Source organism: Polynucleobacter sp. 35-46-11 (assembly GCF_002281105.1).
Genome location: NZ_NCFJ01000203.1, coordinates 1 through 4,205 on the forward strand (window position 1 = coordinate 1; position 4,205 = coordinate 4,205).

Annotated in this window: 7 protein-coding genes and 1 pseudogene; 5 read left to right on the forward strand and 3 right to left on the reverse strand. The window is 46.6% G+C overall.

Annotated features, from left to right (window positions below; genetic code table 11):
- Positions 1–30 precede the first annotated feature (30 nt).
- A complete protein-coding gene (locus tag B7Y67_RS11790) occupies positions 31–165 on the forward strand; it encodes a DUF2256 domain-containing protein (protein ID WP_367227283.1) in 135 nt (44 codons plus the stop codon).
- Between the two features lie 3 nt (positions 166–168).
- On the forward strand, positions 169–1,422 hold the full coding sequence (locus B7Y67_RS11795) for a DASH family cryptochrome (protein WP_293598808.1): 1,254 nt from the start codon (positions 169–171) through the stop codon (positions 1,420–1,422).
- A gap of 7 nt (positions 1,423–1,429) precedes the next feature.
- Here B7Y67_RS11795 and B7Y67_RS11800 read toward each other — a convergent pair whose 3' ends face one another.
- The 3 genes from B7Y67_RS11800 to B7Y67_RS11810 all read right to left on the reverse strand — a co-directional run bounded on the left by B7Y67_RS11800 (position 1,430) and on the right by B7Y67_RS11810 (position 3,141).
- The gene (locus B7Y67_RS11800; protein WP_293598809.1) at positions 1,430–1,810 is read right to left on the reverse strand and encodes a DUF2237 domain-containing protein; all 381 of its coding nucleotides are present in this window, start codon (positions 1,808–1,810) and stop codon (positions 1,430–1,432) included.
- A gap of 37 nt (positions 1,811–1,847) precedes the next feature.
- Positions 1,848–2,384: a histidine phosphatase family protein gene (locus B7Y67_RS11805; RefSeq protein ID WP_293598810.1), complete on the reverse strand. Its 537-nt coding sequence runs from the start codon at positions 2,382–2,384 to the stop codon at positions 1,848–1,850.
- 61 nt (positions 2,385–2,445) lie between these two features.
- Complete coding sequence (locus tag B7Y67_RS11810; RefSeq protein ID WP_293598811.1) at positions 2,446–3,141, reverse strand: SDR family NAD(P)-dependent oxidoreductase; 696 nt, start codon at positions 3,139–3,141, stop codon at positions 2,446–2,448.
- A gap of 71 nt (positions 3,142–3,212) precedes the next feature.
- On the opposite strand from B7Y67_RS11810, the gene B7Y67_RS11815 reads away from it, so the two are divergent.
- The 3 genes and pseudogenes from B7Y67_RS11815 to B7Y67_RS11825 all read left to right on the forward strand — a co-directional run.
- Positions 3,213–3,482 carry a TIGR03643 family protein gene (locus tag B7Y67_RS11815; protein ID WP_293598812.1) on the forward strand — a complete coding sequence of 90 codons (270 nt, stop codon included), beginning with the start codon at positions 3,213–3,215 and terminating at the stop codon, positions 3,480–3,482.
- Between the two features lie 5 nt (positions 3,483–3,487).
- Positions 3,488–3,874: a thiol-disulfide oxidoreductase DCC family protein gene (locus B7Y67_RS11820; RefSeq protein WP_293598813.1), complete on the forward strand. Its 387-nt coding sequence runs from the start codon at positions 3,488–3,490 to the stop codon at positions 3,872–3,874.
- Between the two features lie 4 nt (positions 3,875–3,878).
- Positions 3,879–4,205 (forward strand): annotated as a pseudogene (locus tag B7Y67_RS11825) (hypothetical protein); the annotation flags it as partial.

Sequence of the window (4,205 nt, forward strand, 5' to 3'; positions counted from 1 at the left end):
AAAGCAGGTTTTAAGGGAAATAAATCATTTTTGCCCAGCAAGACTTGTCTGGTTTGTGGCAAAGAAATGACCTGGCGTAAGTCGTGGGCTAAAAACTGGGATGAGGTCAAATATTGCTCTGATGTCTGTCGCTCTAAAAAGCCTAGCGCTAAGACTGAGACCTAATCTATGCGCACATTGATTTACTGGTTTCGCAATGATTTGCGACTAGCGGATAACCTGGCATTTACACAGGCCTGCTTACATGCGGATTATCTTTTGCCGGTGTATGTGCATGACTTGAAAGAGGGGGAAACAGTTTATGGGTTTGAGAGACAGGGAACCCATCGGCAGGCTTTCTTACGAGCATCTTTGGATGACTTGGGGTATCAATTACGCGCACAGGGTTCTGACTTGCTGGAGTTTTCTGGTAAGTCGGCTGAAGTATTGCTGCGACTATTTAAAGATCATGCTGCCGATGCCATCTATTGCGAGCAAATTGAAGCGCCTGAAGAAATTGAGCAAGTACGTATTTTGCAGGAGCAGGGTGCTGAGGTTAAAGAGTTCTGGCTATCGAGTATGTTGGATCCGCAAACCTTTCCATTTGAGCTGGTAAAAATGCCCGATGTCTTTACTGCATTTCGTCGTGAGGTGGAGCGGGCAGAGCTCAAATTTGCACAGCCCATCAATGCTCCTGAGAAGATTCCATCGCTACCGGCGGCTTTGCCTGAGGGCTCCATATTGCCTTCAAGATCACAATCCGTTTTACACCCTTATTTATTAGGGGGAGCCAGTTATGCGCAGGCTCATCTAAAGCAATATCTAGAGCGGCGTTTACCCGACAGCTATAAAGAGACTCGCAATCAACTCATTGGCATGGATTACTCCAGTAAGTTTTCCGCATGGCTAGCTTTAGGTTGTATTTCAGCGCGAGATATTGCGGTGCAATTAAGTGATTATGAAAATCGCTATGGCGCTAATGATGGTACTTATTGGCTTTGGTTTGAATTGCTCTGGAGAGATTATTTCCGCTTTATTCACTTCAAATACGGCCGGAAGTTGTATCGCGCTAGTGGTTTAACTGGTGTGCCTGTAAAGCCATCCTATGCACCCAGCTTTGAGCAGTGGCGCACAGGCAGCACCGGAACTGCTTTAGTTGACGCAGGTATGCGCGAGTTACAACAGAGCGGATACCTCTCCAATCGGATGCGTCAGATTGTGGCTAGTTATTGGATATATGACATGCAGGGTGATTGGCGTGCGGGTGCCGCTTGGTTTGAGTCGCAACTGATTGACTATGATGTTTATAGCAATCAAGGTAATTGGCTCTACATCGCTGGACGCGGCACTGACCCTAGAGGTGGTAGACCCTTCAATGTGGCCAAGCAAACTCAAGACCACGATCCAAAAGAAATCTACCGCAAGCTTTGGCTCTCGTCTTAGTGGGGTCTTATAGCTGTTCTATTGCTGCGTATTGCTCTAGCACTTCTAGAGACACTTTCTCTAAAGCGTTGATGTGCGTACTCTCTAGCTTAATCATGGGTGCGCAGTTGGCTTCTAGAGCTTCGATCCAACGGTTCAAACAAAGACACCATTGATCTCCAGCAATGAGCCCTGGGAACTGATATTCAGGGCGTGGAGTAATCAAATCATTGCCACGCTTAAGGCTAAATTGCAAAAAGTCATTGCTGACTATCGCGCAGACCAAATGACTACCGAGATCTTGTTCATTGGTTTTGCAGCAACCATCCCGAAAAAATCCCGTCAAAGGATCAAAAGAGCAGGGAACTAGTGGTTGGCCTAAAACATTCAGGGGTAATTCAGTCGACATAGAAACTCTTTAAGTGGTGATGTGGTGATGGATGAAGTTATGGGCTTGTGGGGCTGGGGTATAGCTTGTAAGAAACGGCTTGACCTAAGGAATTTACTTTAACCAAGACCATGTCACCCGAATTAAGAACCTTGCCTGTGAAAGATTCGATATTGACATGGTGGGTCACCATCACGATTGGTGCTTTGGGATATTGAATGCGCTCTGCCTGAATCAACTTTGCTAAATCTTCAGTCTGCTTTTTAGCTTGACTCATATCATCAAAGAAAGACCCGAGTGCCGCCTCCTTTTTAACTGGGCCCTTATTGAGAAGGCTTGCGGTATCAATACAACGGCACCAAGGGCTACTGTAGACCTGCGCCTTAGTAATGCCCTGCTTGGCTAACCAATCGCCGGTTGCCTGAGCTTGTTTCCTGCCGCGCTCCCCTAAATTACGTTGTGTGGAGCATTGGGTTAGCTGGTAACCCTGTGGATCGCCAAACCCAGGCGCATCAGCGTGACGCATGAGTAAGACATGTTGACCATCTTGCATGGCATTAGCCAACTCAGTTTGAGCGAAGAGAGAATTTTGCACTCCGACAAGCATCAGTAGCGCGAGAAATATGTGGGAAAAATAGGTCATCAGATGTTGCGCCTTACCAAGGCAGTCTCTCGCCAGAGTAGGTGATGAAGCTTCCAGAATCTTCTTTGTTGAGCGAGAGAAGAACATTGAGCATATCGCTGGCAGCATCCAAAGGAGGTCTGCCAATTTGCTCACCTTTGAACGGTTTTGATAAGTGAGAATTGACTGTCCCTGGATGCAGTGCCACTAAAGCAGTGTTGGGTTTGGTTCTTGCAAACTCAATCGATGCTGTCTTGATCAGCATATTGAGTGCTGCCTTGGAGGCGCGGTAGCTGTACCAGCCGCCGAGGCGATTGTCTTCAATGCTACCCACCTTAGCAGAGAGCGTTGCCATGACAGAGTTGGCTGGGTCCAATAACTTGGAAAAATGTTTGATTGTTAGTCCAGGGCCGATAGCATTAATTTGCATCAACATCTGCAATTGTTCGGCATTGAGATCATCCAGTTTCTTTTCTGGCATCCAATCGGCAGAGTGCAATATGCCGATGGTATTGATAATGAGCTGAAATGGTAATTCACCTGAGAGTGCCTTCGCTGCAGATTCAATGGTGCTGAGATCTTGATAATCAATTGGATTAGCAGAGTTTCGATGTATACCGATGACTTCCATGCATGCGGGATGCTGTTCCAGCAATTCCATAAAGGCAGAGCCGATGGTTCCTGAGGAGCCAATCACGAGTGCGCGGAAGGAATTTGGGATTAATGACATGAATAGAGTGAATAAATGGGGCAAATAAATGCTGTTTAACTAGTTTATTGAATAAGTCTTAAACTTGCTCGATGACGACACGACTACCCCAAACGCTTTCAGAAGCGGATCTCTCGAGGTTAATTGAGATGGCCTGGGAAGATCGCACGCCTTTTGATGCTATTGAAGCTACTTTCGGATACTCAGAGCCCCAAGTGATTGCTTTGATGAGAAAACAGTTGAAACGCAATTCCTTTGAATTGTGGCGTAAGCGGGTCACTGGCAGGGCAACTAAGCATATTGCCCTACGCAGTAAATTAGTAAACCGCGCTTACTGTGCAACTCAGTACAAGCAAAAATAAGCGCCATGAAAAAGCTCACCATGTTCTATGACGGCCTTTGCCCTTTATGTCAGGCGGAAATTCAGTTTCTCTCTGGGCGGAATCAAGCGGGGCTACTTAACTTTGTAGATATCAACTCTGATCAATATTTTCCTGAGCGTGTGGGCGTCTCGTGTGACCAAGCTTTGGCTTCCATGTGTGCGCAATATGATGATGGTGAGTTGATTCAAGGGGTTGAAGTATTTTCGGCAGCTTACAGTCGAGCCAATCTACCTAAACTTGCATGGATTTTTTCTAGGCCAGTACTCAAACCTTTTTGGAATGTGGGCTATCGATTCTTCGCAAAGCACCGCCATGCGATTTCAGCGCTACTAGGACCTCTAGCTTTGCGACTAGTGAATAGAAAGGCATAAAGATATGAAGCTCTCTCGCATATTGGTAGTCACATTAGTCCTCGGCGTACTTGCTCCAATGAGTTTCTCTAAAGAGCCACCCCATATCAAAAGCATGATGGGTCAAACCCAACTGCAGGGACTTGGCAGGCTGAACTTTTGGGTCTTTCATGTTTACGATGCCAATCTATATCGTGGGAGTGCCAAGGATTCTCAGGAGTTCGCGCTTGAATTGAAGTACCAGAGAGCATTCACGGGTGAGGCAATCGCCAGCCGCACAGCTGAAGAAATGAAGAGCTTAGGTGTCGCTGATGCACAAGCGACATCGTGGGGCAAAGAACTTGCAGGCATT

What these genes read in the sequence shown, in the direction of transcription:
- B7Y67_RS11795 (WP_293598808.1), top strand. Translation starts at nt 169, where the DNA reads ATGCGCACATTGATTTACTGGTTTCGCAATGATTTGCGACTAGCGGAT.
- B7Y67_RS11815 (WP_293598812.1), top strand. Translation starts at nt 3,213, where the DNA reads ATGACGACACGACTACCCCAAACGCTTTCAGAAGCGGATCTCTCGAGG.
- B7Y67_RS11810 (WP_293598811.1), bottom strand. Translation starts at nt 3,141, where the DNA reads ATGTCATTAATCCCAAATTCCTTCCGCGCACTCGTGATTGGCTCCTCA.
- B7Y67_RS11800 (WP_293598809.1), bottom strand. Translation starts at nt 1,810, where the DNA reads ATGTCGACTGAATTACCCCTGAATGTTTTAGGCCAACCACTAGTTCCC.
- B7Y67_RS11820 (WP_293598813.1), top strand. Translation starts at nt 3,488, where the DNA reads ATGAAAAAGCTCACCATGTTCTATGACGGCCTTTGCCCTTTATGTCAG.